This window comes from Neolewinella persica DSM 23188 (genome assembly GCF_000373105.1).
Classification (GTDB): Bacteria; Bacteroidota; Bacteroidia; order Chitinophagales; family Saprospiraceae; genus Neolewinella; species Neolewinella persica.
In genome coordinates this window covers 178,057-202,543 of sequence record NZ_KB890447.1, presented here as the reverse complement: position 1 = coordinate 202,543, position 24,487 = coordinate 178,057, and the positions used below count along the sequence as shown (strand labels likewise).

18 protein-coding genes are annotated in these 24,487 nt (G+C 53.4%); 5 read left to right on the top strand and 13 right to left on the bottom strand.

The window, feature by feature from the left end; translation table 11 throughout:
* Positions 1–22: 22 nt before the first annotated feature.
* A complete protein-coding gene (locus B036_RS0119840) occupies positions 23–922 on the top strand; it encodes a TIGR01777 family oxidoreductase (RefSeq protein WP_026232155.1) in 900 nt (299 codons plus the stop codon).
* A gap of 370 nt (positions 923–1,292) precedes the next feature.
* On the opposite strand, the gene B036_RS0119835 is transcribed toward B036_RS0119840, so the two are convergent.
* The 4 genes from B036_RS0119835 to B036_RS0119820 form a co-directional block, all read right to left on the bottom strand.
* The gene (locus B036_RS0119835; RefSeq protein ID WP_020570478.1) at positions 1,293–2,546 is read right to left on the bottom strand and encodes a metallophosphoesterase; all 1,254 of its coding nucleotides are present in this window, start codon (positions 2,544–2,546) and stop codon (positions 1,293–1,295) included.
* A 245-nt stretch (positions 2,547–2,791) separates the two neighbouring features.
* A complete protein-coding gene (locus B036_RS0119830; RefSeq protein ID WP_020570477.1) occupies positions 2,792–3,589 on the bottom strand; it encodes a hypothetical protein in 798 nt (265 codons plus the stop codon).
* Positions 3,589–4,188: an RdgB/HAM1 family non-canonical purine NTP pyrophosphatase gene (gene rdgB, locus B036_RS0119825; protein WP_020570476.1), complete on the bottom strand. Its 600-nt coding sequence runs from the start codon at positions 4,186–4,188 to the stop codon at positions 3,589–3,591. Before rdgB ends, B036_RS0119830 begins: the two co-directional genes overlap by 1 nt.
* Before the next feature lie 20 nt (positions 4,189–4,208).
* Positions 4,209–4,661: a hypothetical protein gene (locus tag B036_RS0119820; protein ID WP_020570475.1), complete on the bottom strand. Its 453-nt coding sequence runs from the start codon at positions 4,659–4,661 to the stop codon at positions 4,209–4,211.
* 310 nt (positions 4,662–4,971) lie between these two features.
* Here B036_RS0119820 and B036_RS0119815 point away from each other — a divergent pair, with 310 nt between their 5' ends.
* On the top strand, positions 4,972–6,606 hold the full coding sequence (locus tag B036_RS0119815) for a PcfJ domain-containing protein (RefSeq protein WP_020570474.1): 1,635 nt from the start codon (positions 4,972–4,974) through the stop codon (positions 6,604–6,606).
* Between the two features lie 133 nt (positions 6,607–6,739).
* Here the strand turns inward: B036_RS0119815 and B036_RS0119810 are convergent, their stop codons facing one another.
* Complete coding sequence (locus B036_RS0119810; protein ID WP_020570473.1) at positions 6,740–7,453, bottom strand: hypothetical protein; 714 nt, start codon at positions 7,451–7,453, stop codon at positions 6,740–6,742.
* Between the two features lie 129 nt (positions 7,454–7,582).
* Here B036_RS0119810 and B036_RS0119805 point away from each other — a divergent pair, with 129 nt between their 5' ends.
* Together B036_RS0119805 and B036_RS0119795 are read left to right on the top strand one after the other, a co-directional pair.
* The gene (locus B036_RS0119805) at positions 7,583–8,782 is read left to right on the top strand and encodes a serine hydrolase domain-containing protein (protein WP_020570472.1); all 1,200 of its coding nucleotides are present in this window, start codon (positions 7,583–7,585) and stop codon (positions 8,780–8,782) included.
* Between the two features lie 279 nt (positions 8,783–9,061).
* The gene (locus tag B036_RS0119795) at positions 9,062–11,494 is read left to right on the top strand and encodes an alpha/beta hydrolase family protein (protein ID WP_020570470.1); all 2,433 of its coding nucleotides are present in this window, start codon (positions 9,062–9,064) and stop codon (positions 11,492–11,494) included.
* Between the two features lie 136 nt (positions 11,495–11,630).
* Here B036_RS0119795 and B036_RS33695 read toward each other — a convergent pair whose 3' ends face one another.
* The 4 genes from B036_RS33695 to B036_RS0119770 form a co-directional block, all read right to left on the bottom strand.
* The gene (locus B036_RS33695) at positions 11,631–11,768 is read right to left on the bottom strand and encodes a hypothetical protein (RefSeq protein ID WP_157472247.1); all 138 of its coding nucleotides are present in this window, start codon (positions 11,766–11,768) and stop codon (positions 11,631–11,633) included.
* A gap of 324 nt (positions 11,769–12,092) precedes the next feature.
* Positions 12,093–12,299, bottom strand: coding sequence for a hypothetical protein (locus B036_RS0119785; protein WP_020570468.1), 207 nt, complete (start codon positions 12,297–12,299; stop codon positions 12,093–12,095).
* Between the two features lie 558 nt (positions 12,300–12,857).
* Entirely contained in the window at positions 12,858–13,661 is an 804-nt protein-coding gene (locus tag B036_RS32390; RefSeq protein WP_020570466.1) for a peptidase associated/transthyretin-like domain-containing protein, read from the bottom strand.
* Between the two features lie 92 nt (positions 13,662–13,753).
* Complete coding sequence (locus B036_RS0119770; protein ID WP_020570465.1) at positions 13,754–14,128, bottom strand: hypothetical protein; 375 nt, start codon at positions 14,126–14,128, stop codon at positions 13,754–13,756.
* A gap of 332 nt (positions 14,129–14,460) precedes the next feature.
* On the opposite strand from B036_RS0119770, the gene B036_RS30225 reads away from it, so the two are divergent.
* Entirely contained in the window at positions 14,461–15,384 is a 924-nt protein-coding gene (locus B036_RS30225) for a LamG domain-containing protein (protein ID WP_020570464.1), read from the top strand.
* Positions 15,385–15,622: 238 nt separating this feature from the next.
* Here B036_RS30225 and B036_RS0119760 read toward each other — a convergent pair whose 3' ends face one another.
* The 4 genes from B036_RS0119760 to mutS form a co-directional block, all read right to left on the bottom strand.
* Complete coding sequence (locus B036_RS0119760; RefSeq protein WP_020570463.1) at positions 15,623–18,094, bottom strand: chondroitinase-B domain-containing protein; 2,472 nt, start codon at positions 18,092–18,094, stop codon at positions 15,623–15,625.
* A gap of 184 nt (positions 18,095–18,278) precedes the next feature.
* A complete protein-coding gene (locus tag B036_RS0119755) occupies positions 18,279–18,893 on the bottom strand; it encodes a hypothetical protein (RefSeq protein WP_020570462.1) in 615 nt (204 codons plus the stop codon).
* Between the two features lie 134 nt (positions 18,894–19,027).
* Complete coding sequence (locus tag B036_RS0119750) at positions 19,028–21,319, bottom strand: WG repeat-containing protein (RefSeq protein ID WP_157472245.1); 2,292 nt, start codon at positions 21,317–21,319, stop codon at positions 19,028–19,030.
* Between the two features lie 64 nt (positions 21,320–21,383).
* Positions 21,384–24,104 carry a DNA mismatch repair protein MutS gene (gene mutS, locus B036_RS0119745; RefSeq protein WP_020570460.1) on the bottom strand — a complete coding sequence of 907 codons (2,721 nt, stop codon included), beginning with the start codon at positions 24,102–24,104 and terminating at the stop codon, positions 21,384–21,386.
* Positions 24,105–24,487: the final 383 nt, after the last annotated feature.

The following is a 24,487-nucleotide window of genomic DNA, read 5'->3' as shown; positions in this document are numbered from 1 at the left end:
ACCTAAGACTACTTTAACCATCATGGCAACAATACTAATTGGCGGCGGTACCGGATTTATCGGCAAACATCTCAGTGAACGGTTGAAAGAAAAAGGGCACGAAGTACGGCACCTGAGCCGGAGTAAGCGACCGGACAGTCCCTTCGAGACCTTCCAGTGGGATGTAGAGAAGCAGACCATTGATGATGCGGCCTTTAGAAGTGTGGCGTACATCATCAACCTTACCGGGGCTGGCATCGCAGACCAGCGCTGGACGGACAAGCGTAAGCAACTCATCATCTCCAGCCGAACGGACAGCACCAAATTACTGGCCGATACACTGAAGCGACTGCACATCAGGCCGAAACTTTACCTCAACTCCAGCGCCGTAGGCTACTACGGCAACCAGGGCGAAAAACTGATGACCGAAGCGCACGGCCCCGGAAGTGGGTTCCTCAGCGAAAGCTGCCTCCAGTGGGAAGCATCCGTAGACGCCGTGCGCGATCAGGGCATTCCGGTCTGCATCAACCGGACCGGCATTGTTTTGCACCCCGATAATGGTGCGTTGGAGAAAATGCTGATCCCGCTAAACTTCTTTATCTCCACCTACTTCGGAAACGGCGCACAATTCTACTCCTGGATTCATATTGATGATATGGTGGAGACCTTTGTGTACGCCATTGAGCACCAGCTTACCGGCACCTACAACGCCGTGGCCCCCCACCCTGCCCGTAACAAAACGATGGCTGCCGCCCTCGGCCCGGCAAAGGGAAAACCCGCGCTGGTCATCCCCGCGCCAGCCTTCGCCCTCAAAATTGCCCTCGGCGAAATGAGCCATACCGTCCTAGACAGCACGCGCTGTTCTTCAGCCAAATTAGAGGCAGAAGGTTTTAAATTTAAGTTTCCTGAGCTGGAAGGAGCGCTGGCTGATCTGCTTGGATAGACGACCGCTGCATGGCTTTAGTGGATTGATAACGCGAATCAAGGGCTAAAACGAGCACTTATCTGTTGAAACAGTCGCGCTGGCAATCAAACGGTGAATAATGGAATGGCTACCGCAAGCACCATTCACTGGGCTACGCTTGCTCACCATCGCGAACGACTACCAAAGGTAGCCACGAAGTGCACCGTAGCGAAGCGATTGGTTAGTGCGGCAGCCTATTCTTTCATTCTCTCCTTCAATTATTCGCTGAATCCCAAGTTCATTGTAAAGTAGAAAGATTCACTTTAGCTCTTGATTCGCGTTGATAGGCTACCCTCTACCGATGCCGAAGGCAGTCTACCAAGCAAAGAGCGTAGCGAATTTGCGTCTACTAGACGGCGCGTCTAAGCGTAAGCACCGTAACCTCCGGCAGAATCCCCACCCGACCCGGGTAACCCAGGAAGCCAAGTCCCCGGTTCACATACAAAGATTGATTGCCTTCCGTGTAAAGACCAGCCCATTGCTTGTAGAGGTACTGGGCGGGGCTCCACTTAAATCCGGGAATTTCCACTCCGAACTGGAAACCGTGGGTATGCCCGCTAAGGGTCAGGTCGATGTCAGGATAGCCAGGGCGGATTTTAGCGTCCCAGTGCGTGGGGTCATGACTTAGCAGAATCTTACAGTCGCAATTCTCCGTCCCGGCAGTGGCCTTCGCCAGGTCGGCTTTGCGGGGGAAGCGAAAAGCTGAGCCCCAGTTCTCGACGCCCAGGATGCCGAGTTTGTGCCCATTGATATCGAGCAGGCGGTTTTCGTCCCGGAGCAGATCCCAGCCGAGGTCGGCGTGGATTTGGTACAGTTGCTGCATGTTGGCCTCCTGCGCGGCTTCCCGCTCCGCGCTCCCGCGCGGATGCCCCCAGTCGTAGTAGTCCCCATAATCGTGGTTACCCAGAATACTGTACACACCGTACTTTCCCTTGACCTGCTTAAAAATGTCGACGTAAGGCAGCATCTCCGTAGCAATATTATTGACCAGATCACCGGTAAAGCAGACGATGTCGGGGTTCTCAGCATTGATCATCTCCACCGCCGCCTTCAGCGGTTCGGATTGCGTCCAGCTACCAGAATGCATGTCGCTGATCTGCACAACTTTCAATCCCTCCAGGCCGGCGGGCAAATCCCTGATCTCGATATCCTCAGCGAAGCGACGATAACGATAGGCGTTGCGGACCACCCCGTAAGTCAGCATAGTCAGGGGTACGCCACCGGCCACCAGACCGGCCATTGACAGGAATCGGGAGCGACTGGTATCCCGCTCCGAAACCGGGCTGACTTTATTGATGACCCAGGTTACTCCGCGTCTCAGATCGTCAACGCCAAGGAGGATAATGATGGGCAATTTGCAGATCCAGAAAAGGAAAAGCCCCACCCGGACGAATAGTTTGGCCGTTTTCCCCCAGTCGTCCACCACCTCGAAGACGTTAAGCAACAGTAGCGTAAAAGCCACCAGGGAGATGCCCCAGTAAATGGTAAAGCCGAGCTTACGCACGGCTGGTTTGTAGGGAGACAGCCAGCTCCTGATGGCCTGAAAGGCGTAAATATCGAGGGCCAGGAGGATAGCAAGGAAAATTAGAAGACGTATGTTCATTGGTCGGGGAAATGGACTGGGATAACGTTTGGGGGGCGGAAGGGTTGTCGGGGGGGGGGACTGCGCCCCTTGTTGCAGGGTCGCTGCGCTCCGGTTGCAGAAGTTCGCTTCGCTCACGTTGCAGGTTGCACGAGTTGCTCCGCTCCGTTGCAGGTGTTGCAGGGTCGCTTCACTCCAGTTGCAGGTTGCAACCCTTGCAACCTGCAACCCTTGCAACCTGAAACCTGAAACCTGAAACCTGAAACCTACCTCAAGCTGTCCACCGCCAAAAACCGACGCGGATAATCTTCCCCAACCAACACATAGGGCTTGGGCCACAAAGAATCCAGGTACACTTCGATTCGGTGAGGTTCTCCATTGGCGAACAGGCTCAGGGTAGCAAAATGCTTATCGCGGTCCATTATTTCATCAAAATATTCGGCATAGGGCGCGGTCGCAGGTGCAATGAAAGTTTTAGCGAGCAATACGGCTTCTGGCAGCTTACTCTTCCAGTGAATGGAATCATTGCTGACCGCCGTTATGCTATCAATCCGCTCGGGTAAGATGCGGAGCAGGCGACGCTCCCGGTAATTTTCAAACCTTAACAATGGTTGTATGCCCCCGAGCGTCGTGGCATTAAGGGCAAAAACATCCCCCGTCACGCCTCTTCTGGCCAGGTGCCTGCCCTCTTCTGAAAAGAACAGATCGACGAGTTCTGACCGCCCTTCACTTTCCAGCACCAGAGAAATGAATCCATCCTCCGGGAAACTCCGCATGATGGAATCGGTCCGTATTCCGGCCAATCCATTTAGTAATTTCCGGACCTTCTCTGACTGGTCGTAAAGCTCCGTAATTTCCCGTTTTACCGCCCAGTCCTCCGTACCCTCCATTCTGACCAGGGCAAAATCTTCGGTTACGCCATCAGTAATGAATACTTGTTTCAAGTCTGCGATGGACGTAGCGACCAGGTTCGCCCTAAGGGGCTTATCCGTATACTGTTCCCAGTAGTACCAACCTGTATAACCGAGGACGGCCAGTAAAAGGATTGGAATCAGTGTCCGCATCAGCTGGCGGCATTTTCCCGTAAAAAGTCACTCAGCTTAGCCATTGCCCGGGCACGATGACTGTATTTGCGTTTTTCAGCTCCGTTCATCTCGGCAAACGTCCGCCCATCTCCTTCTGCGGGGATAAAAATGGGGTCATAACCAAACCCTTCTCCCCCCCTGACTTCTTCACTGATCCGGCCTTCACAGCGGCCTTCAAAGAGGTGTTCCTCGCCGTTCATGACCAGGCAGATGAACGTACGGAACCGGGCCGTACGATCTGTTTTCCCGGACAATTCGGCAAATATTTTGGCCGTATTGGCTTCCGCGCTGCGCGCGGGTCCGGCGTATCGGGCGGTGATCACCCCCGGTGCGCCGTTGAGGGCATCGACCTCCAGGCCGGTGTCTTCGCTGAAGCAATCGTAGCCGTATTTTTCCTTGACGTAACGGGCCTTTTGTTCGGCATTGCCCGCCAGCGTGGGCGAGGTTTCGGGGACGTCCTCGTGGCAGCCGATGGACGCCAGGCTCTGAAAGTCATACGCCTCACCAAGCTGGGCTTTGATCTCGGCTATTTTGTGGGCATTGTTGGTCGCAAAAACCAGTTTCGTGATTGGGCTCATAGGTAGCTTAAGTCGGTGGACTATTGCGGGTTCATAAATTGGGCTTTCACTGCCCGCCACAGCGCACCGGCGGGGCCGTTGTCTCCATTAGCTTTTGCCGTAGCAATCGTTTCTGCGGATGGACAGACCAGGTAGGTACAACCAGACACTTCCACCGGGAAGTAGTCGGCCACGTTGAAGTGAAGCCCCAGGCCCTTAAGTTCCTGACCGAACAACATCACTTTCCTGATTTTCAAGTGACGGACCAGGCCGGCCATGTCGATATCCCCCTGATCCGGAGACCAGCCCAGCAGGTGTAATTGCAGCGCCGGATCATCATACCCCGCAGCGTTGAGCACACGGGAGAGAAACGCCAGGTCGGTGTCATAAACAACCAAGGTGTCTACGCCCGCTACGGCGTTGGGCGACAGCTTCCGCAGGGCTTCGGCGTACTCTGGCTGGCCAATCAGGTCAATGTTGGGGAATATGGACATGGGGCTAAGGTAGGTGGGATTTTACACATCGGATGTGGGGTGATAAGAATTCAAGTAGCCTCGGTAAGACCGCTCGTCCGCCGAGGCGGCCTGAAAGGCCTGACTCGTCGGCCGAGAGGTCGTTATAGATACGGAATCTCTCGGCGGACGAGTCAGCTCCTGCGTCGCGCCTCGGCCGACGAGCGATTACTTTCACCTGCCTTGCTCCTATACCCCCCCCTACTTTTGCACCTGCGCCCCCGCCCCAAAACGCAACTTTTGCCAAGGTCCTTTACATTTACCAAAAGATGTACTTTATTCCTGCCTCACCATGTCATTCCCACTCCCCAAACTAGCCTACAGCTCACCAGCGGAGAAAGTAGAATTCCATCAGGAAATCAGCCAGCTCGACCCTACCAGATACCTGGTGGGCGACCGGCCGGGCCACCTGTTGGTCATTTACCGTCGGTTGGTGGCAGAGATGACGCCATTTGCTCATTTACTACGGGAAAGCACTCCGGCAAGCAAACGGATACCGCTGATAAAGAACCACCTCGACACATGGATTGACCGGAAAACAGCCGAAGAACCGCTCTTCGACGTCCTACTCTATCTCGATGCCCGGACGCTCGATGCCGATACCCTGAGGCTACTGACAAATCTGCCCCCTTTCCTCTGCGCTCCCAACGAATTAGGAACATTGCGGGCGGCTCCGCTGAGGGCGCTCAATCAGCTGGCCAGATTTATGGACCAATTTTTCCCGGCCAACGACCAGGTTGCCTGCGGCCTGGCCTACGTCTTCTTGCTCGAAACCTTCTTTCACGAAGCCGGCGAGCTCTGCTCCAATGAAGAACTCCAAGACTTTCTGGAGGAAGCCTATCCCGCCCTACTTGATAAATTTCCAGATTGCCGCCAGCCGGGCCACGAGGAGCACCTGGCCGACTGGTTCAAACTCTGGCTGCACCATCGCCGCAGGGAAGTCCCCAACATCCCACAGGAGCATAGCTACTACAATGTTTCCTTTGACAACATCGTGAAATACCTGCCGCCGGTTATTCTCTGGAACAACGGGGTGCCGTACTTCAATGGCGCCAAGGAATTCCAGTATTACAGCGAGACGTTCTTCTGGCTGGCTACGGGGGGAAGCCTGCGCAAACTACCCGACCACCCGCCTTATTCCAGGCGCATGGCCAAGGAGTTTCTTGCATTACCTAATGAACTGGGAAACAGGGAGGCCGACACTTACGTGCATTGTTTCTTTCTATCGCTGGGAGCATCCACTGAGATGGCTCTTGCCCTGCAACGCTTTTTTCGTCGGCCAGCGGAGCCCGCAGCCCTGACCGGTTGGAAAGAAACGATGGACCCTATCGTTCAAAAGCTTCAGGCCGCACGATTTGACTGGTCCGCCGGCGAGGGGGATCATTTGCTCGGTTACCTGCACCATGCCGTACGTGACCAGTTCGGCTTTGCCGTCAATGCCATCAGCATCGAGCAGCTGGAACGGGAAGCAGCGGCCTATTATGCACGCATCGACGCCCGACAGGAAGAAGCGCAGCGCCGCCAGGCGGAAAGAAATGCTGCCAGAGCGCAAGAACGCGACCCCGATCGCTGGCCTCCACTTTCCGGCGTCGCCGGTTGGGTGGAAACGCTGAACAAATACGGACCTCTCCGGAAGTGGAAGATAGTAGAACTGACCAACCGCAACCAGCTGGCGGAAGAAGGACGCGATATGCGGCATTGTGTAGGTACTTATGCCGAGGCCTGTCTGCGGCGGCATTCGTCCATCTGGTCAATCCGGGAGCTTCGGTTGAGCGGCGAGTGGCACAGTGTGGCCACCATTGAGGTCCGTGTAAAAAGCAGAAGCATCGTACAATTCTATGGGCGTCATAATGCTACTCCAGCGCAGGAATTACGCCAACGGCTGGAGAACTGGGCGGAGCGGGAGGGGTTGGAGATCGGGCAGTAGGCGGTTACCGGCTCAACCCGTCAGACGGGCGGACCGGCCGTCCGACAAATCCTTTTGGCCTGGCGAAGCCGGACAAAAGTTTGTCTGCCGGCTAAGATTAAGCGACTCATCCAACCAAATACTACTTGTATGATCATTTCTCCCTCGCCGCTTCCACCATCGGAATAACGCTTTTTAGCAGCCGTTGATAAGCTTGTAGGTGGAAGGAACGAATTTCGGAATGCCGGAGGAGCACGGCCAGGTCTCTGGCTCCGTTTTGCTCTGCCAACTGGCGATCGGTTAGGCACGTAAGAAAAGCTGCGGGTTCTACCCGTCGCAGACAGTCCAGGTCCAGGTATTCGGAGAAATCACCAATTGCTTCCAGCGTCAATTCATCATGCCTGAGCAGATCAGCTTTGATGTAGTTCTCCCGAAAGGCCATGACGCCCGACAGGCTTTGACGAAGCTCCAGGTCCTTCATTAACAGGCCGTGACCTGAATTGATCATCACGTCGAATGAAGTAGGCGAAAAAGACCGGAAAACACCCCGGACGAAGACCTGAGCCGTGCTACCAATTGCACGTATAAGCTGTTCGTCCCCGCCGGAGGAGAAGCCCTGGGCGGCCCCTAACAATCCATCGATGTCCTTCTCACAGTCACCCAGGTTGTTGTTGGTGGCCTCCTCTTCTTCCACCAGTTCCTTGTGGATGGCCTCAAGGTATGCGTCGAGCGTACGCTCATTTTTAACGCTTTGATTACAGCGGTCCACCCCAACGGCTATCAGCAGTGATATGATGATCAGCGAAACTTGCACCAGGTAGTCTCGCAGGCTGTTAAGAGAGATACTCGATTTGTTCTTTTTTGCCATGCCCGAAAAATACGGGAATTAATGCAGGTAGTAATTATAAGGTAGTGGCGCGGCCGCAGGATGCAGTAATTGGTTTCAGAGAGCCAGGAATCTACGGCCGTTAGCTTAAGAATCAATTACCTTTCCCGCATGAAAATTTACCAAAAGGTTCTACTGGTCCTTGTCGTCATTCTACTGGGCGCCGGGCTTTATTACTACCCCAAACTTAAACGTGTCAACCAGGTGATGCACTTTTTTGACCGGGACATCATCGTCGACAATTTCCGGACGACAAACCAGATGATTACATTCAAGGAAATTGAGGCTGCGGAAAACCCCGTTTCTTTTCCGACAAATACATCGGTTGATCCGCTGCCCGCCAGCTTCACCTACGCCGGGCTGACGATGGACGTTCCTACCTTTCTGGACTCCTCCTACACCACGGGGTTGCTGGTGCTGCAAAATGATACCATTGTACACGAGGAATACCTGCGCGGGCATACCGCCGACACTCCGCAGATTATCTGGTCAGTCTCCAAGTCGTTTCTCTCGGCGCTTTTCGGCATTGCCGTAGGCGAAGGGCACATCAAAAGCATTGAACAGAAAGTGGACGAATACTGCCCGGAATTAAAAGGTTCGGGCTACGAAGGGGTCAGCATCAAGGATGTACTGCAGATGTCATCCGGCGTAGCGTTCAATGAAGATTATGGCGACTTTTGGTCCGACATCAACCGTTGGGGGCGGGGTTTTGCCTGGGGTGCCAGTCAGGACGGTTTTGCTGCAGACCTCGTTAGGGAGCATGAACCTGGAACTTACAACCATTACGTCAGCATCAACACCCACGTATTGGGAATGGTATTGGTGAAGGCGACCGGTCGTGGCATTACGGATTATGCGCAGGAGAAACTATGGAACCCCTTAGGTATGGAACACGACTCTTACTGGCTGACGGACGACTACGGTATGGAAATGGCGCTTGGCGGGCTGAATACCACCGTCCGTAATTGTGCCAAACTCGGCAGCATGTATGAACACCGGGGAAACTGGCGCGGCAAGCAGGTCGTTCCCGCTGAGTGGGTAGATGCTTCGGTTACGCCCGACGCCCCCCACCTGCTACCCGGCGAACGGACCAGTTCTGCCCACAGCCTGGGTTATGGTTATCAGTGGTGGATCCCGGAGGGAGACCAGGGAGAATTCCTGGCCGTGGGTGTCTATAACCAGTTCATCTACATCAACCCAACAACGCATACGGTTATCGTGAAGCATTCGGCTAATCCCGGCTTTACCACGGGTAGTGATTTAGGGACTACTGAGATGTTTTTGGCTTTAGCACGGGCGGTGGTGGACTAGGTTGCAGGGGTTGCAGGGGTTGCAGGGGTTGCAGGGGTTGCAGGGGTTGCAGGGGTTGCAGGGGTTGCAGGGGTTGCAGGGGTTGCAGAAAAAAAATTGCCGTAGGCAATTCAACAAAATTTTCCAGGTTTTTTTAGATTTTTCCTGAAATTTACGAGCGCAGCGAACTGCCTGGTGCGGTAGCTGCAACCCCTGCAACCGGAGCGTAGCGCCCCTGCAACCTGCAACTTGAAACTTCTTCCGTATCTTCCAGTTCTAACCTCAAAAAAACAACATACCATGCGTTATTACCTCCCCTTGCTTTTACTATTCCTGCTTTGCACCAGCGTCCGCGCCCAGAACGTTGGCTACCAAACGCCCGACAAAGCAATTATGGACCTGGTCGATGTGCCCCTGGCCCCGACGGTGCTGATGGATGAAGATAAATCGCAGATGATACTATTGTACCGCGATGCCTACAAATCCATCGAAGAGCTGAGCCAACAGGAAATGCGGCTAGGCGGGCTGCGAATAGACCCAAAGACAAACATCGGCAGCCGGACTACTTACTACAATAACGTTGCGGTGCGCAGCGTGACGGGAAACACCAAACTACAAAAGGTAATGGGCCTCCCGGAAAAGCCAAAATTGTCTAACCTGACCTGGAGCCCGGACCAGACTAAGGTCGCCATGACTCACACTTCTCCCGACGGAGTTGAAATATGGTTTCTCGATGTAGCGGCCGCTTCGGCAAAGCAAATTACCGACGCAAAGGAAACACCGATCAACGCCAACCTTGGCGACGTCATCAACTGGTTCGACGACGGACAGTCGATGCTGATCAAAGTACTACCGAAGGATCGTAAACCACTGATTGACGGCGCTACTGCCGTACCGACCGGCCCAACCATCTCCACGGCCGATGGCAAAAAGGCCCAGAACCGGACCTATCAGGATCTGCTTAAAAACCCTAACGACGAGCACAACTTTGAACAGCTCGCGCGCTCCACCATCATGAAAGTATGGCTCGACGGCCGGTCCGAAGCTTTCCTACCCACCGACATGTACGGTTCCATTTCGTTTAGTCCGGACGGAAAGTACGTGATGGTAACCCACGTTGAGCGACCGTTCAGCTACCTGGTACCTTACCGTCGTTTTCCCTCCGTCACTACTGTGTATAAACAGGACGGCGAGCGGGTCAACATCGTAAACACCGTACCACTGATCGAGGACCTGCCCAAAGGTTTCATGGCTACCCAGCCCGGTCGGCGCAACGTCAGCTGGCGGGACGACCGGCCCGCGAGCCTCATCTACGTCGAAGCACTGGACGACGGTGACCCCGCTAAGGAAGTCGAGTTCCGCGATCAGGTCTTCCGCCTGCCCGCCCCGTTCTCCGGCAAGGGCATCCCGATGCTCAAAACCATCAACCGCTTTCGCGGGATTCAGTGGGGAGACAACAATACCGCCGTCGCCTACGACCGTTGGTGGGACACCCGAAACACCAAGACCTACGTCTTCGACCCGTCGGACGCCAACAAGAAAGCCAAAGTGATCTCCGACCGGAACTATCAGGATCAGTATTCCGATCCCGGTAACTTTGTTACGATGCGTAATACCCTCGGGCGTTCCGTGCTGGCCCTCAAAGGTGATGAAGCCTTCCTGCTTGGCGACGGCTACTCCGATGAAGGGCAGTTTCCTTTCCTTGACAAGCTGGACCTGGAGAGTGGAAAGACGGAGCGCCTCTACCAATCTAAGTACACCGACAAAGTTGAAAACCTGCAGGATTACGATCCGAAAACGGATCAGCTCATGGTACGAATCGAGTCGCCGACGGAGTACCCCAACTACTTCTTCCGGAACGCAAAAAGTGGTAAACTGACCCAGTTAACGGACTTCGAAAATCCATTCGAAGCCCTCGGGAAAGTGCATAAGGAGGTCATCAGCTACGAGCGGGAAGATGGTCTGGAGCTGTCTGGCACGCTGTACCTGCCCGTCGGCTATGACATGGCAAAAAAAGAGAAGATGCCGATGATCCTGTGGGCGTATCCCCGGGAGTATAAGGACAAGGCCAGCGCGAGCCAGTCGACTGCCAACCCCAACGAATTCATCTACCCCTACTATGGTAGCCCGATTTACTGGGTGACCCGCGGGTACGTCGTGCTCGACGGTGCGGCTTTCCCCATTGTTGGAGAGGGAGATACGGAGCCCAATGACTCCTTCCGCAAGCAGTTAGTCAGCAACGCCCAAGCTGCCATTGACGCGGTAGATAAGCTTGGGTATGTTGATCGGGAGCGTGTAGCTGTCGGCGGCCATAGCTATGGTGCCTTCATGGTGGCGAACCTACTGAGTCACTCCAACCTATTTGCAGCGGGTATTGCCCGCTCCGGTGCCTATAACCGGACACTGACGCCCTTCGGCTTCCAGTCCGAACAACGCTCTTACTGGGAAGCGCCGGAGGTATACAACACCATGTCTCCCTTCATGCACGCTGAAAAAATGAAAACGCCGCTACTATTGGTACACGGCGAAGCAGACAATAACTCGGGTACTTACCCGCTGCAATCGGAGCGCTACTTCAACGCGCTCAAAGGCCTTGGTGCTACGGTTCGGCTCGTGATGCTGCCCAAGGAATCACACGGCTATCGCGCTAAGGAATCAATTCTGCACCTGTTGTGGGAACAGGACCAGTGGATGGAACGGTGGGTTAAGAATAAGGGGACGGTTAAGCCGTAGGTTTTAGTCTTGTAGGGCTACCGCATGGGTGTGCTCACTTCGTTCGTTCGGGGTGAGCACATTTCTGTTTGGGGAATATCTGCTGTTCAATTTGGGCGCGGCCGCAGGTGCAGATGGGAGGATTAAGAAGCAGGGGTTACCCGGCCCAAAGCCCTGCTTCCCGGAGGTATTTGATGAGGTTTCGTTTGCGCTTATTTTCGACAACGATTTTTTGCACCCGGGCTTCTAGCTCTTCCGGAGGAGTTACCAATTGCAACATTAGTAGTGCTGACACGACGTTTTCGTAGTAATTATTACCGGTCTCTCCCAGGTTTTCCTCCAGGACTTTCTGTGCTGTTATATTTACCTGCTTCGGATACCGCTACGGGTACCGTTGATGAAACTGAAAAACGGACCGTGTCAGATCAAACTGCTCCGGGTATGCTTCATGTATGGCGACAACTTCGTCGAGCCGATCCTCGTCTTCGAGGTAAGTTGCCAGTGCCCACGGGGAGGCCTTTCGTAAAACGTTTTCGAATTTGCTTGTCCGTTGGGGGCGTTGTTCAAGGGCAAACCGTAACGTTTTGACGCTTGGATCTGCTTCTAAGTAGCGCTTAAGCTATTTATCAGCCAGCTCTTCTTCGTAGGACAAGGCTATTTCACAGCGCAGGTGGTACACTTCGCCCAGCTTCCAGCTTTTTGGATTTTCGGCGATAAATTTTTCAAGTATACCAGCAGCTAGTAGGTCATTTCTTTCTTCCAGAAAGAATTTGGCGTTGAGGACAGCAAAGGAGGTAGTACATGCCGTTCGAGGTAGGGAGAGCAAAATACATAATTAGCCTGGACTTCAATCAGTGCGCAGTTCCAATCTGGATCAAATTGTAACGACTTCACAGCTGGGCTTAATTCCGATATTAAACTACCGACTGGAGTTTTAAGTACCTGCTGTACAACTGTCAACTGCCGCGTTACCAATCTACCTTCTACCCTGGTTGGCTAATGTGGGATTAAATGATCGACGTTTCATTTAGTTGACGTTACCCAGCTCTACAGGCGGGTAAAATTGCTATTTGGCAACTTCTGGTTGTCGTTCAGAACATTTCACCCAAAAACAGCAAATATTTCGTCCTTCGACTTTAAATTAAGGCAGATTATATTTGTTTTTTGCCCTCCTGGGAATTCACCTTGAAATTAAATCCATTCATTTCATAAAATCTTTTACGAAGAATGCCTTCATGATCGATGATGCATAAGGCGGCGGTATGATGCACCAGTTCGTGGTAACCAATGACCTGGCCTGCTTTCAGGTAGGAGCCAGGCAGACAGATTACCCCTAGCGCCCCTACCGATGGGAGTACAAATCAGATGACCGAACAATACTCCCCTACGCCATCTTCACCCCCATTCTGGCGGTAGCCCAAAGCCCCTCAGCTTCTTCCTTCCGGTTCATCTTCAGCAAAACACCGGCACCGTCCCCTCCTTCGGTCAGCACACCGTCGTGCTCGAAACGAAATTCGGACTTGCCGTACTTATCGTAAGGTGGAACCGTGGTATACAACTCGTCACAGAATTCGTTGGGGAAGTAAAACTGGGTACTGACCTGCTCACCGTTTGGCAGGAAGGCCTTGACGTGGACGTGCGGCACACGCCCGGCATACCAGCCGGGGAAAACGGACAGGAAGTTCACCCACCCGTCGGCGTCTGTCACCTGTCGGCCGCGCAGGTATTTAGACTCGGTGACCGGTTCGGTGTGGAGATCCGGGCGATCCCAATCCGCATTATTCTTCAGGAACATGGCTGATTTCCACAGGTCGTGCGACATTTCTTCCGGGTAGCCACTGTAACGTCCTTCTGCGTCACAGTGCCAAATTTCTATGTTGGCACCTTCAATCGGCGTGCAATCGTCATGGCGGACCAGTTGCATTTTGAAATCAAAATCAACGCCCTCCCGGTCTTCCCGAACGTCTTGCCGGAGGGGGGACGGGAAAAAGAATGGGCCATCCGTAGCTGTGGTGGTCAGGACGCAGGCCGTCTCCCCATCTGGCGCGTAAGTCAGCAGGGTGGCATCAAAGTCGCCCTGGCTCATAGCGATACGTTTAAGAATGGGCTGGCGGAATAACCACCCACCAAGTGCCGTAGTACCAAGCACGCCAAGGGTGCCAAGGAGGAATTTTCTTCTCGTTTTCATAGTGCTTAATTTAGGCTGGACGCACAGCGGTGCCTGGCGCAAGCGGGAAGGCACTCCACATTATGTCCGAATACAGGGATAAGGGAATAAGATTACTTGCGGGTCATCACCATCTTGTCTGCTCGACGTGCGTCGCAAGGATCGCTGACGAGAACGGCGGTGAAGGTGTCTCCGGAAACGGTCACGCTGTAGACGCCGAGCTTACCGTAGCAATCGCTTTCTTTACTTGTATCGCTGACGGAAATCTGGTTGCCTTTGTGGGTGTAAGTGGCGTTTACGTCCACCTTACCGTCGTTGCCAAAATCGACCGTCATAGTTCCGTCGGCATTGAAGGCAATGGTATTGGTTATGGTCTGGCCTTCAGGGGTGGTACCGGACATCGTCCATGAACCGAGAAAGTCCTGGGCTTGCAGGAAAAAAGGCGCGAAAAGAAGAAAGATAATGGGTAAAAATCCAGCGTTTTTCATAGTATGATAAATAAGGGATGGGAAAAATTAGTGGAGTAGCCTCCGTGACGAAGCAAAGTTGTTGTCTTCACCCCGCCCGGACTAACACATATCTTGTAATTTACTGGACTTATCTTACATGCTGCAAGATTATTGCCCCTAAACATCTAAAATACAGGTAGATACACCTATTCTCCAGCCAGTATTCGTCGTAAACCTGCTCATGAATATGATCGAAATTGGAGTTTAAGCGCTTGTTTGGATTTTTCGAGTCTGGCCAGCAATAACCATCCGTCGCCAAAAACGAACCTTCAGTGGCAAGTGAACCTTGAGGGGTAACCTACTTTAGCCGCATGATCAGTTCGCATAGTTTATCAGGCGCACAACGCGGCTCCCTACTCTTATTTTTCATAGGTTTTTCCTCACTGGTTCTGGCGCAGGATTGGGCGGATCTTCCCGTTCCCGTCGATGCCGGCCCCGGCCAGACCTGGATCCTTCAAAAGGAGCTCTCAGACGACTTCAACTACAATGGTAAAAAGAAGCGATTCCACAAACGGTGGAACGACCACTACTTCAATAAGTGGACCGGCCCGGGGCTTACCCAGTGGCAAAACGATCACTCATCGGTAGAAAACGGAAACCTGGTGATCCGAGCCTCCCGCCTGGAGGGGACGGAGCAGGTGAACTGTGGCATCATCACCGGTAAGGCAGACCTGATGTACCCGGTGTACACTGAGGCCCGGATTAAGGTCAGCAACCTGGAACTCAGCTCCAATTTCTGGTTCCTCAGTCGGGACAGCCGGCGGGAAATAGACGTACTTGAAGTATACGGCGGAGCTGCCAAAGATTTTTTCGCAAAGCATATGTCAACCAATTTTCACGTCTTCCTTCGCGGCAGGGCCACCGGCATCACCAGCAACTTCAACGACCAGAACCACGTGATGCTGCCCGACGCTGCTTACTGGCGGGAGAACTACCACACTTTCGGCATGTTTTGGAAGAGCCCAACGGAAATCTACTTTTACATTGACGGGGAGCAACTTCCCACCGGCTCCTGGGACCAGTCCGAGATGTTCGATAAAGACTACACCAAAACGCCAATGGATAAGGAAAAATACGTGATGGACCAACCTTTAGTCATGATCCTGGATACGGAAGACCATCATTGGCGGTCAAATCAGGGCATCGTTGCTAAAGACGAAGATCTGGCCAATCCGGCAAAAAACAGGATGCTGGTGGATTGGGTGCGGACTTATCGGCTGGTGGAGGAGCGATGAGTAAGGCGGTAAAGCACCGCTTCTTCGCTTGGAGGCGGGGCGATTAATTACTCTAGTCCACGGCAGTTTCTCGATTTACGCCTCCGAGGAGCTTGTACCATCCGCTTCGCGTCTGGCTCGACACCTCGGAGGAGAAATCACTTAGTCCTTGAGTGAAACGATTTCTCATCAGAGGCGTCGGGTCATGGGCGAAGCCCATCGTTTTGAGCTGCTCCGATGCGTAAATCGTGAGGCAGGCCTACCGCTGCACGACCACCTTACGAGTCAGCACCGGCACGCCGGTTCCGGTGACGCTAAGCAGCAGCATTCCACTTGCCTGGACACTTGACAAATCAAGCCCCTCTCCCGTTAACCGCCCGGTCAGTATGGTGCGCCCCGTCAGGTCACGAAGCACGTAGTTGGTGTATTCCCGGGGTACGTCCTCAACGTAAAGAACGTTGGTGGCAGGCACCGGCCGGAGTAGAATGGCCGCGGCAGCAGCTGCAGTAACCGGGTTACGGGTGCTCACTGCGGTACCGGAACAGCCGACTTTCAGTTCTCCGATGGAGACCCATGGCCCATCGTAAGTTGCAGCGCCGGTTACGGTCAATTTCACGTAACGGTAGGTCTGTTCTGCAAAACTGCGATCAATGGAGCTTCCGCCCGATGCGTTATCGGTGGCGTCAACCAGCGTCACAAAATTATCGTCCGCATCATTACTGCCTTCGAGCAGAAACTGGTAGTCCCGCTCCTGATGAGGAATGAGGCTAACCGTGTTGATGGAAAAGGCTGCCCCCAGGTCGATGACCAGGAATTGTGGATATCCCTCGGCGGACCAACGGTTGCTATTACTTTCATCAATTACGTTCGTGGCGGCATTGTCCTCGTTCTGTTGGGTACTGAAAGCAATGACCGCTCCTTCGATGGCAATATTCGTGCCCTGGGGACAATTAGCCGGGGTAAGCGCAACCTCCTGCACTACTTCAATTTCCCGCGAGAGACCCATCCCAGCTACGGTTACTGTGCCAGCGCGTTCTCCACCACTCGAATTAGCCGAAACCGTGACCTCGACCACTCCGCTGTTTGAGCCGGTGGATGGTGACAAACTGATCCAATCCTCATCGGCCGTTGCCTCCCAGTCAACGTTGCCCGAAACGTTGATTGTCTGGCTACCGCCACTCGCAGCGAATAAGTTCGTAGGGGTAACACTCAGGCTCTGGGCCACGCCACTGTGCCCATCGGCGCTCAGGTAGGATGCACCAACGCCGTTTCCGACGTCATTATTGACGATGGGCTGGTTCACTGCGGTGCCAGTAGCACCAGACACTTCATGAGCGCCGACATCCCGGCCAACGGCAGGGCGGGTAAGGCCGCGCACGTCTAATTCAACCAGGTCTGTGTAGACTGCCCCGGCCGCACCATCGACCAGTCCACCGGTTACGGGAACAAAAAGTTCCCCATCGGCAGCGAAGGTTTCATCGCCAACGGTAATGCCAGCGTTAGTGATGCCGACGGGCGAGCCGCCAAAGATGTTCCCTTCGTAGGTCATGCCGGCACCGGTATTGGCGAAGTCTCCCGCTACTAATTGACCATCGGTGCTGTACACCAGGTTATAGGCGATGGTTCCGGAAGAAACGTTGTTGTCCCGGTCGTTGAAGAAAATCGGGTCGTCGGCGTTGTAGATGGTGTTGAAGGCGATCAGGATGTCGTCTACCTGTTGGTAGCCGTTGCTATTGCCACCGGAGGTGGCGTTGCCCGCGACGATGGTGATGGCATTGTTCCACTGGTCGCCAAGGTTATTCAGCCCGGTAAAGAAGTTATTGACCACCACGTGGTCCCGGTCCGTGATGCGGATACCACCAGACTTCGATTTTCCTTCACCGAGGAAGAAATTCCCTTCTACGCGGGCACGGGCACCGTGCCGGAGTACGAGCGAACCACGACTGGCACGGAACGTATTACGGAGATAGCGGTTCCCGGCAGATTTATTGGAGATAATCTCGTTCTCACCGTCAGTCGCCTGAAAGTAGTTGTGCTCCACCGTCACCCGGGCATTGACGGCTTGCTCGCTGCTGGAGCCGATCCGAATAGTTTCGCTGTCTCCCTGGTTAGAGGCAAAATCGTCTTTTGGGGTGATGTTGTAGAAATAGTTATTGCGGATGACGTGGTCCGCAGTCGTTTCCCCCTGATACGAAAGCTCTACTAAAATAGCGACACCGGTGCTGTTCTTATTCTGGAAGGTACAGTTCTCTACTACGTTGCGCTGGCCGTAGAGGACGACCCACCGGCTTTTGTCGGGGGCCTCGGTAAACAGGTTGTCGAAGGCACAATCGCGGATAATACAATCAGTACACAGGTCTTCGTTAGAGCCACTGCGGCGAAACTGGACGTGGTTGTTCTCCCCTATTCCTTCCCGCCAGTAAAATCCTTCGACGACCAGGTGAGTTCCGTAGAGGTTCATGGTAGATTCCCCAGTGAAGATCACCCCACCCGGGGTCTCTGCTTTCAGTACGATGGGCGCTACTGCGGTACCAAAGGATCGGATGAAATTGATCTCCTGGTTGGCGTAGGTGCCGTTGGCCCATAGTACGGTGTCTCCGGGGGCCAGGGTTAGGTCGTCTAGGTCGTCGGCGCTGTTGATGGGGTAGGTGGTGGCGGAGAGGGTAAAGGAGAAAAGGAGAAGGGCTAGCGCAAACACGCTGCTAATTCTTGTTTTGATGGCAATTTGCATGATACGACGGTTATTAGACAAGTTTACGTTTGGAACGTAAATATAAGAATTGGTTAACCAATTATCTTTTTACCTATTTTAGCCGCCCCTTGTCCCAATTTCTATTCAACCGATTTAAGCTTTCTGGCGGGCTTGCCCAGCAACGGATTTTGACCTGCGGACGCCCCTTCTCCTCCTTGCTCCTTTACTCCGCGTATGACCCGGTAATCTCCCGCCGTGCAAAGGTTCGCCAGGGATTAATGCTGCCGTCCTCCCAGCAGTGGGTTCGGGCACCGTCACTCTCCGGACGAAAGCGTACGCTGTCTCCGGGGCACAGTTCGAAGAGGTAACTTTCATTCGTCAACGGTGGATCCTGATTAGCTACTACCATAAAAAAGGCGGAGTCGGCACCGCAAAAATTACTGACGGTGACGGCGTAGTCCCCTGGCTCCGTCACCGTGATGATGCGGGAGGTATCTCCGTTGTTCCAGGCGAAGTTTGTTCCCAGGGGGCTGGCAACGTTCAGGGAGAGGGTGTCAGGAAAACAAACGATGGTATCCGCCCCCGCATTAACCCCCGGAAAAATGGATGGGCTGGTGACCAGGAAAATTTGGTCGAAGTCGTTCAGCTCGCCGCAGGCCCATTCATAGCTTACGTGAACGGCGTGTTCGCCGTCCATAGTTGGCCAATCCGGGGCCTGGTATTGTACGGCACGGACAATGGACTTGAACTCGGCTTCCGTTACCAGGTAGTCAGTGATGATGGTGAGTTCCTGCGTACCGTTGCCCAGGGTGTTCAGGTAATTGGTAGTTTGCCGCAAATAGTAAGACGATACCCACAAAGGAGCATTAGGGTTAAAAGGCTTTTCATTTGTTAATAGGTCTGGCACTAAAGTTAAGCCCGCAAATGAAAAGCAAATAGCGCGCTACTGACAATAATAAGAGCTTTCTTTCATTAATTCACTTCTCGTATCCCCATGGTGCTGCCATTCATCAATTCCAATTGGAGGTTACCTTGTTTCATTTTTCCATCTGGCCCGATGTAGCGAACTTGCATGATCATACCGCTGATTGCACCAGTGCGACTGCCCTGAAATGTGGTGGGTATTAGATAGAGGCCATCCTTATCTTCGGCCACCTTCCCAAGTGTATAACTTGGTAAACAGGTTCCTATGGTCAATGTCTTCTGGTCGAGGTCAATAAAGTACTTGGGGTCCATTATGCCTCCCGGGCGCCCTTCTGATATTCCGCGCAATTTGTTTTGCGCAATGAGGTTATCAACCAAGACCTCATGCACCGACTTGTTGGACAGTTCGATACCCATATCTTTCCCCATGACGTAATGTGCCAACGTGGGATCAGACCCGCCGTAGTTGTATTGGATTTCCAGCCGGTTTTCAATGATCTTTTCAAGACCCGCAGGAAGTTTAGTCCGACCTCCAGTATCGACAAACCAATCGTACTGGGGTTTTATTAAGACCGTACTATTTCCAAGAAACTGGGCGAAGTAAACCTGCCTGAAGGTGTGGTATTTTTTTTCAGAATCGTACCACGTCAGGATACGAGTAGTCTTGCCTTCGGCATCAATGGTAATTTCTTCGAGTACCTTGCCCTCCTCTATGACATGTGAATTGTACCAATACCCGGTAAGGGTCTCCCCTACCTTTTTCTGTATTTTTTCTTGCTGTGGGGTGAGTCCGGTGTAGGGTTTCATCTCAACTTTCTTTCCTGCTTTTGCCGATAATTCGTCAAGAAATTTTTGATCCGGATCTACGAAAACGCCGAGTTTTTCCCGCTCCCGCCCATACTGATCCAATGCATACCAACGTCCGTCTCTGGCTGCTCGTGTACGGTAATGATCGAGCGTTGGTTCTCCAGCCTCGGCGCTCCCGAGAATCATTCGCTGATAGATGAAGTCGGTCAGGGGTTTTCCGTCACTGGTAAACATTGCGTAGCGGCTGGGAGTGTCTTTCTCTAGCCTTAGGAAAGGTAAAAAGGCCCGAATTTCGCGGTATACTTCCTCACTGATTTTGTTACCCGCTTTATCATACATCTGAGAACCGGAGACCATGCGTGATCCGGGACGGTTAACACTTAGTGCAATCACCTCTCCAGCTCCCGCAATAAAACTCTGCGTAAGATCTTTCAGGATGACATTTCCCGAGGTGTCAATAATTTTTGACAAGGCAGATTCCTTATCGAATACCCTAAAGTGAAGTGTATTAATGCTCCGAATACGATGAAGCCCGACGGGGATTAGTACTTCTCCCGTAGGCGTGTAAACTCCAAAGTCATCCCCAGACTGTACGATGGTAAAGCCGTTAGGCTTTACCTCAACTTTCTCGTACTGCGGAGGAACGATTTCTTTTAGGTTAGTACTCAATACCCCGTAGCCGTTCTCTCCCCTGATCTCCAGGTTCTTTCCTAAATAGCCGTAGCCCAATGGAAAACGTTTTAGTTGCCTGTAAGCAGGCTTTATCAGCGTTTTCCCTTTCTCTGAAGCTATACCGTATAAGTTGTCTTGTTTAATGATAAAGTGCCCGTCATGCCAATATTCGGGACGCGATGAAAAAGCATTTTTAGCGACCATATTACCGAGGGAATCGAGCACACTATACTTTCCTTCTTTTTTTTCTGCCGATACAATTCTATTCGGCGCTACCCAGTAAAACATTTCAAATTCGGCGGGCACCAGGACTTCCTCGTTCTTTGTCATCAGGCCCATCTTGCCATCTTTTTTAAAGATCACTTTATTCGACGTAACGTCGAAATAAGGCAGGGAGAGGTCTTCGTAATCAAAAGCGATCAGCGGGCCACCGGCTAAGTCAATTGCGCCATGCTTACCGTCTTTCACGGCAATCACTATCCCTGATCGGTGATAGCGAATCCTGTCGTACTCAAAGGGGACTATTGTCTCGTTTTCATCATTGATCATTCCGAATTTCCCGTTGAGCTTTGCGATCATGATTGGGCTTAAACGGTAAGGGAGCTCTTCATAGATGAATGGGATGACAATACTGTCACCATACTTCATGCCCTGTAGCTTGTCTTTAGAAAATTTATATGTTAGCCCCATTTGCGCTTTCGTAAATCGGGAGGAGACGGTATTTAGGGTTATCCCTTCTACCTGAGGAGGGCGCTCCGGGCTAGTGCTGGGTGAGGTAGTTGGCTCTTCTGTTTCCGGGGTTTGCGCACAAGCAGAATAAAATAGCGTAAAGAGCAATAGAAACTGTAGGAAATATTTCATTAATGAGGGTAAATAGCTGGTTAATAGTTATGCTAAGGTATACCCTTTGTTAAGTAATTACCAACTACTCCTCCAACAACCCCAACATCTCATTCAACTTCATCATACACTCAATCGGCGTCATGTTGTTGATGTTCACCTGTTCGAGGGCGGCTTTGATGGCCCCGGCGGTGGGGTCCACCGTTTCGAAGATAGAGAGCTGGGGGGCGGGTTGGCTGAAATTTGCAGCAGCTATGGGCTTTACGGCGGGAGCACCGGAACGCTCGGCGGACGAGCCAGGCCTGCCGGCCGTCTCGGCCGACGAGCTCTCCCCTGCACCTGCGGCCCCGCCCTCCTGCTGCGTATTGATGTGCTGGCTCTCCAGCTGCGCCAGAATATCCGTAGCCCGCCGCACGATCTCCCGGGGCATGCCGGCCATCTGCGCGACGTGGATACCGAAGCTGTGGTTGGAACCGCCCGGCACGAGTTTACGCAGGAAGATGATCTTGTTGCCGTGCTCCTTGATGGCCACGTTGTAGTTCTTGATGCGCTCCAGCCGGTCGCCCAGCTCGTTGAGCTCGTGGTAGTGCGTGGCAAACAGGGTCTTGGGCCGCGTGTTGCCGTTGCTGTGCAGGTACTCGGCGATGGCCCAGGCGATGCTGATGCCGTCGAAGGTGGAGGTACCCCGACCGATCTCGTCGAGCAGGATCAGCGAACGGTCCGTGATGTTGTTCATAATCGACGCCGTCTCGTTCATTTCCACCATGAAGGTCGACTCGCCAGAGCTGATGTTGTCGCTGGCACCGACGCGAGTAAATACCCGGTCGATGAGGCCTAAGCGAACCCGCTCCGCCGGCACGAAACTGCCCATCTGCGCCATGAGGCAGATCAGGGCAGTCTGCCGAAGCAGGGCCGATTTACCGCTCATGTTCGGACCGGTGATCATGATGATTTGCTGGCCGTCGGGGTCGAGTTGCACGTCGTTCGGGACGTACTGCTCCCCCACCGCAAGTTGCTTTTCGATCACGGGGTGGCGGCCCTGTACGATCTCGATGTCTTTGCTGTCGTCCAATACCGGTTCCACGTAGCGGTTGCGGTTGGCGAGCTTGGCGAAGCTGAGCAGGCAATCGAGTTGGCCGATCAAAGCGGCGTTGCGTTGTACCGGCGCGATGTACTGTTGGAGCCAGACGACGAGCTCTTCGTAGAGTTCCTCTTCCCGCTGCAGAATCTTGTCTTCGGCGTTAAGGATCTTGTCTTCCAGGATCTTTAGTTCCTCGGTGATGTAGCGTTCGGCGTTGGTGAGCGTCTGCTTACGCGTCCAATCCTCCGGTGCCTGGTCCTTGTACTTATTGGTGACTTCGAGGTAGTAGCCGAAAACGTTGTTGAAGCCGATCTTGAGGCTGCTGATGCCCGTCCGCTCGGCTTCGCGTTGCTGGATGCCGGCAAGGCGGCTTTTACCGTTGCGGGTGATGTCGCGCAGTTCATCCAGTTCCGGATCGAAGCCGTCAGCGATGACACCGCCTTTATGCAGGTTCACGGCAGGTGATTCCTTCAGCTGGCGGTCAATTTCGGTGCAGACGTCGGGCAGCGGATCAAGGCGATTGGCAATGTCGGACAGTACGGGGTTTCCCGTATCTGCCAACAGACCTATGATCGGATCGAGGGCGCAAAGCGCGTTACTCAACGATCGGATTTCGCGCGGGTTTACTTTGCCCAGTGGCACCTTGGAGATGAGACGTTCGAGGTCGCCGATTTTGCGGAGGTGCTCGTCGAGGTCCTGCAGCAAAACGGCGTTTTCGACGAAGGCACGGACAACGGTGTGCCGACTTTTGATCGCCTTGGCTTCGAGGAGCGGCAGTACCACCCACTTACGCAACAGGCGTCCGCCCATTGGGGTGACGGTCTGGTCCATGACCTGCACCAGCGGCACGCCGTTGTCGTGCGGAGAGTGTAGCAATTCGAGGTTGCGGATGGTGAACCGATCGAGCCAAACGTAACGGTCGTTGGCCAGCCGGTTGATGCGCGTGATGTGCTGGAGGTTCTTGTTCTCGGTGGTTTCGAGATAGTGGAGAATGGCACCGGCAGCGATTTGGGCCAGTTCCATTTTTTCAATACCGAAGCCTTTGAGGCTAACGGCGTTGAACTGCCGCAGGAGTTTTTCCTGGGTGTAGTCGGTGGTGAAAATCCACTCGTCGCGGGTGGTCATATAGAACCGGTCGCCGAAAGTTTTGAGAAAGTCTTTGCTCCGGCCCTTATTGATGAGGACTTCTTTGGGTTGGAAGCTTTGCAGCAGCTTATCGACGTAGTCGGCGGCGCCCTCGGCGGCGAGGAACTCGCCGGTGCTGATGTCGAGCAAGCTCAGGCCGTAGAGGTCCTGTTTTCCGCCGGCGTAGGAGACACAGGCAAGGAAATTATTGGTCTTGTGCTCCAGTAATTTATCATCGACGGCCAGGCCGGGCGTCACGATTTCGGTGACACCTCTGCGGACGATCTTCTTCTCCTTCGAGGGCTTTTCCAATTGCTCACAAATGGCGACGCGGTAGCCGGCTTTTACGAGCCGGGGCAGGTAGGTATCGAGGCTGTGGTAGGGGAAGCCAGCCAGCTCTACGTCGGACCCACCGTTGTTCCGGCTGGTCTGGACGATGCCCAGGGTCTGGGCGGCTTTGACGGCATCTTCACCGAAGGTTTCGTAGAAGTCCCCCACGCGAAAGAGGAGCAGCGAGTCCGGGTGCTTGGCCTTCACCTGGTTGTACTGCTGCATTAGGGGGGTGACCTTTTTGGAGCCTTTTTTCTTTGCCTTTGCCATAGGTGGGCGAAGATAGTCAAGGAGTCAGAGAGTCGCAAAGTCAGGGAGCCGGAGAGTCGCTGTCGTTCGGACTCTTCGCTTTCCCTGTACGGCGTCTGGTGCGCTGTCAGGTGCGTGTTTGACCGGCTGACTTCTTTTGGGCGGGGGCGCGGGTGCCGGGGAGGTTGTTGGAGCAAAGGTTCAATGCATTGGTTTCGCAATGGGGTCTTCACGGTCCCGAATTAAAACGTTTTCCTACCTTAGCGGCTCTTTTGAGAGAATATACACCTACCTGAAAAGGACTCACTTTGGGTCTGCGATTGATCATTTCTTGATAAATACCTGGATGTCGTGTGGTAAACCAGCCATGCTTGTTTTAGCACACATCCACTTTGAAAGATCGT